This is a genomic window from Sphaerotilus sp., assembly GCF_031429695.1.
In the GTDB taxonomy this organism is placed as follows: Bacteria; Pseudomonadota; Gammaproteobacteria; order Burkholderiales; family Burkholderiaceae_C; genus Sphaerotilus.
The window spans coordinates 1-4,022 of sequence record NZ_JANPAB010000016.1 but is presented as its reverse complement, the minus strand read 5'-3'; the positions used below and the strand labels follow the sequence as shown (position 1 = coordinate 4,022).

General features: G+C 66.0%; 8 protein-coding genes. All 8 read left to right on the top strand.

Annotated elements, in window-relative coordinates; translation table 11 throughout:
- Positions 1-422: hypothetical protein (locus RMP06_RS03740; RefSeq protein ID WP_310460438.1), on the top strand; the 422-nt coding region annotated here is incomplete at its 5' end.
- Positions 419-994 carry a hypothetical protein gene (locus RMP06_RS03735; protein ID WP_310460437.1) on the top strand — a complete coding sequence of 192 codons (576 nt, stop codon included), beginning with the start codon at positions 419-421 and terminating at the stop codon, positions 992-994. The genes RMP06_RS03740 and RMP06_RS03735, both read left to right, overlap by 4 nt.
- A 44-nt stretch (positions 995-1,038) precedes the next feature.
- A complete protein-coding gene (locus RMP06_RS03730) occupies positions 1,039-1,626 on the top strand; it encodes a DUF3164 family protein (RefSeq protein WP_310460439.1) in 588 nt (195 codons plus the stop codon).
- Between the two features lie 12 nt (positions 1,627-1,638).
- A complete protein-coding gene (locus RMP06_RS03725; protein ID WP_310460436.1) occupies positions 1,639-1,893 on the top strand; it encodes a hypothetical protein in 255 nt (84 codons plus the stop codon).
- 60 nt (positions 1,894-1,953) lie between these two features.
- Positions 1,954-2,394: a regulatory protein GemA gene (locus tag RMP06_RS03720; RefSeq protein WP_310460435.1), complete on the top strand. Its 441-nt coding sequence runs from the start codon at positions 1,954-1,956 to the stop codon at positions 2,392-2,394.
- A complete protein-coding gene (locus tag RMP06_RS03715) occupies positions 2,391-2,753 on the top strand; it encodes a Mor transcription activator family protein (RefSeq protein WP_310460434.1) in 363 nt (120 codons plus the stop codon). Before RMP06_RS03720 ends, RMP06_RS03715 begins: the two co-directional genes overlap by 4 nt.
- 126 nt (positions 2,754-2,879) lie before the next feature.
- Positions 2,880-3,683 (top strand): DNA adenine methylase, encoded by an 804-nt coding sequence (locus RMP06_RS03710; protein ID WP_310460433.1) that lies wholly within the window; start codon positions 2,880-2,882, stop codon positions 3,681-3,683.
- A gap of 70 nt (positions 3,684-3,753) precedes the next feature.
- Entirely contained in the window at positions 3,754-3,990 is a 237-nt protein-coding gene (locus RMP06_RS03705; RefSeq protein ID WP_310460432.1) for a hypothetical protein, read from the top strand.
- The last annotated feature ends 32 nt before the right edge of the window (positions 3,991-4,022 follow it).

The window sequence follows — 4,022 nt, the reverse complement described above, 5'->3', positions numbered from 1 at the left end:
GGGCCTGCGCCGGCCTGAACGGCGCCACCAGCGCCGAGATCGCGACCGACCTCGACGCGCTGCTGACGACCATCAACCCGCGCCTGACCCGGCTGTGCAAGCAGGGCCGGCTGGTCCTGGTCCAGCGCTTCAGCGGCGGCTCGCCGCGCTACTACGCCGATCCGGTCTTCGCCCAGGCAGCGCAGATCCTCAACCAGTCCCTGGCCCGAGGTGTCCAGGGCGGCACGATCTCGGCCAAAGCCCCTGTCTGCACCCAGTCCCCGGCCAAGGTCACGCTGGTCACCCGCACTGGCACCACCGAGCGCCATGACCGCATGGCTGGCCTCTGCCCGCCGGACACCTTCCGCCCACCGCGTGCGGGTTCGCTGGACTTCAAGACTGTGCCGAGCCTCAGACCCTTTCGCACGGGGGCGGTGCGATGAGACTGCAGTGCCCCGCCTGCAGCGCCGAGATGGACCTCGACGTGCTGCTCGCTGCCGAAGAGGGCCGGCATACGCTGGCCCGGCTGATCACGCTGGGTACGCCGATGGGCGCCTGGACGCTGCGCTACATCGGGCTGTTCCGGCCCGAGAAGCGTGCCCTGTCGATGAGCCGCACGCTCAAGCTGCTCGGCGAGATCTGGCCGGACATCGAGCGCCAGGCCATCACCCGCAAGGGCCGCGACTGGGCCGCGCCGGCCGCGCACTGGCAGGCGGCCATCGAGCAGCTCCTGCAGACCCGTGACCGCGGCGGCCTGACGCTGCCGATGAGCAGCCACGGTTACCTCTACGAGATCCTGGTCGGCATCGCCGACAAGGCCGAAGGCCAGGCTGAACGCACCCGAGAAGCCGATCGGCGCGAGCCCGGCCACTCCGCGCTCCCCACGGCCGCAGCTCCGACCTACCGCCCAGCGCAGCCCGCGCAGGACGACGACCACACCCCTGTGCCAGCGCCGGACGATGTCCGCAAGAAGCTGGCTGCAACCATGAAATCCCTGAAAGGCATCCCCCAGTGACTACCGCCACCGCCACCACCCCGAAAACCACCCCCGCCGGCTACATGGAAGACGCCAAGGGCCGCCTGGTGCCCGTCTCCAGCGTCAAGCCGATCGACATGCTGCGCGAGCAGCTCGTGATCGGCATCGTCGAGGACGCTGTCCAGCTCAACGCCATGCTCGCCGAGTTCAAGCGCGGCACCTTCGCCGACATCGCCGCGTTCGTGGCCACCAGCGCCGAGCAGTACGGCGTGCAGCTCGGCGGCAAGAAGGGCAACGTCACCCTGTTCAGCTACGACGGCCGCTTCAAGATCATCCGCCAGGCGCAGGACAACATCCGCTTCGACGAGCGGCTGCAGGCCGCGCAGGCGCTGATCAACGAGTGCCTGACCGAGTGGAGCGTCGGCAGCCGCGACGAGATCAAGACCCTGATCAACGACGCCTTCCGCGTTGACCAGGAAGGCCACGTCAACACTGGCCGCGTGCTTGCTCTGCAGCGCCTGAACATCCAGGCCGAGAAGTGGCTGCGCGCCATGGACGCGATCCGCGACAGCGTGCAGGTGGTCGGCAGCAGCAGCTACGTGCGTGTCTACGAGCGCATCGGCGACACCGACCAATACCGTCCGATCGCCCTCGATCTGGCTGCAGTCTGAAGGAAGCACACCATGCCGATGACCAAGACCGACACCTCCGCGCTGCAGATCAACACGTCCGGCGCGTGGCGCACGCTGCTGCGGTTCCCGACGAACGAGGGCGGCATCGTCCAGTTCAACGTGTCCGCGCTGCTGGCCCACGATGTCTCCAAGGGGCGCGATGCCGCCACGCTCCGCATCGTCCAGTTGGACAGGCCGGAGACTGTGACGGATTACTTCGACCGCCGCCCGACCAGCACCGAACCACGGCGCTGGCGGCAAGTCTGACCACATGATGCGCGCCCCTCTCGCAGGGGCGTTTCCCATTCCAGAACAAGACCATCCGACATGTCAAACCTCCCGAATGCCCGTACCCGTGACCTTGCCCGGATCCATGTCCTGAAGAAGGCGCTGGCATGGGATGACGATCTGTACCGCGATGTGATGGCGCAGGTGTGCGGCGCCACGTCGGCGGCCACGCTGGACACGGCTGGCCGCTCGAAGCTGCTGGCACACCTGCAGGCCCGCAAGGACGTGCAGGACGGCAAGCCCGCCCGTGCGGCCAAGCCGGCCCGCAAGCCCCTGAGCGACACCGGCAAGAAGCTCTGGAGCCTGTGGATGCAGGCGGCTGACAAGGGCCTCGTGAAGCAGCGCACGATGCAGGCGCTGAACACCTGGATCAAGCGCCAGACCGGTGTCGAGCGCGTCGAATGGCTCACCGAGAAAGCCCAGGCAGACCTCGCGATCGAGAGCCTGAAGCAGTGGGTCAACCGCGGTGGTGCCGTATGAGGATCGGTGGCCGCAAGAAGCGCAGCGAGATCGTCCAGCGCCTGGTCGAGATCGGCGCTGTGCGGCTCCAGGAAGATGCCGGGATTGAAACGGACCAGTCGCGCATCATCATGCGCGAGGTCGCCCACAACTTCTGCGACGAGTACGGCGGCGCCCATGTGTACCTGCCGCGCGATGTCGAGCTGCCGCTGGAGAAGCGGGACAAGGCCATCTGGGACGCCTACACCGGCGACAACACGCAGGAGCTGGCCCGGCGGTTCGGCCTCACGGAGCGTCAGGTCCGCTACATCATCAAGCTCATGCGCCACCGCGCCGTCGAGCTGAACCAGATCGAGATCCCGGGGCTGGACACGCCGTAGTGCGGCATCCTCCCCACCCCAAAAGGGCCGCTTTTGCGGCCCTTTTCCATTGGTGCGGATAGAACTGGTTCCCCTTCACAGATGTCACACCCGCGGCGATCCTCGTTACACATTGGAGGAGACCCCATGCCGACCCAGACCCACCGCCGATCGCCCAGCAGCCCCATCGCCTGGCTCGGTGGCAAGAGCCGATTGGCTGCGCAGATCATCGCGCGGCTGCCAGCACACCAGACGTACTGCGAGCCCTTCGCCGGTGGCGCCTGGGTGTTGTTCCGCAAGCCGGAGAGCAAGGTCGAGGTGCTCAACGACCTCAACCGCGAGCTGGTCACCCTCTACCGCTGCGTCAAGCACCACCTGCCGGCGCTGGTCGAGCAGTTCCGCTGGATGCTGGTGGCGCGCGAGGAATTCACCCGCTTCCTGGAGACCCCGCCGGACACGCTGACGGACATCCAGCGCGCGGCGCGCTTCTACTACCTCAACAAGACCTCGTTCGGTGCCCGCATGGCCCGCCCGACGTTCGGCGCTGCGGCGACGCAACCACCGCGCCTGAACCTCCTGCGCCTCGAAGAAGACCTCAGCGAGGCCCACCTGCGCCTGTCCCGGGTGCTGATCGAGTGCCGTCCCTACGGTCAGGTCATCGAGCGGTTCGACAAGCCCGAGACCCTGTTCTACATCGACCCGCCGTACTGGGACTGCGAGACCGACTACGGCAAGGGCCTGTTCGCCAAGGACGACTTCCAGACGCTGGCCGACCTGCTGGGCGTGGTCAAGGGCCGGTTCATCCTGAGCATCAACGACGTGCCGCAGATCCGGGAGATCTTCGGCGCCTTCCGGCTGGAGGAGGTTCGCACGACCTACAGCATCAGCGCCGGGAAGAACAGCTCGGTGGGGGAGCTGCTGGTGTCGAACTTCGAGCCTGTGAAGGGGTGAAATGAACCGGTTCGTGTAGATTTTGCAGGGGTGATTGCCGAGACTGCAAACCCCTCACCAGGAGCAAAACATGTCCAATCCCGACCAGTCTCTCGAAGCCGCCATCGTTGCTGCCGGTGCCAATGTCGGCCCACGCATTACGCTGGCCGACATCGAGGAGAACATCAACGACGAGGTGTATTTCACCGCCCAGCATGGTGTTATTAACAGTCTAACTAAACACCACAGTTCCCAGTCGCATACCGGGTATGCGTATGCTCGAAATACGTCTTCACGAACTCACTGGACGCCTGCAGTTTGTTCATGAACTGCTCGGCCAGACGGCGCAGCATCGAATCA

Coding starts and splice junctions, on each gene's coding strand:
- RMP06_RS03735 (WP_310460437.1), top strand. CDS start 419: ATGAGACTGCAGTGCCCCGCCTGCAGCGCCGAGATGGACCTCGACGTG.
- RMP06_RS03730 (WP_310460439.1), top strand. CDS start 1,039: ATGGAAGACGCCAAGGGCCGCCTGGTGCCCGTCTCCAGCGTCAAGCCG.
- RMP06_RS03725 (WP_310460436.1), top strand. CDS start 1,639: ATGCCGATGACCAAGACCGACACCTCCGCGCTGCAGATCAACACGTCC.
- RMP06_RS03720 (WP_310460435.1), top strand. CDS start 1,954: ATGTCAAACCTCCCGAATGCCCGTACCCGTGACCTTGCCCGGATCCAT.
- RMP06_RS03715 (WP_310460434.1), top strand. CDS start 2,391: ATGAGGATCGGTGGCCGCAAGAAGCGCAGCGAGATCGTCCAGCGCCTG.
- RMP06_RS03710 (WP_310460433.1), top strand. CDS start 2,880: ATGCCGACCCAGACCCACCGCCGATCGCCCAGCAGCCCCATCGCCTGG.
- RMP06_RS03705 (WP_310460432.1), top strand. CDS start 3,754: ATGTCCAATCCCGACCAGTCTCTCGAAGCCGCCATCGTTGCTGCCGGT.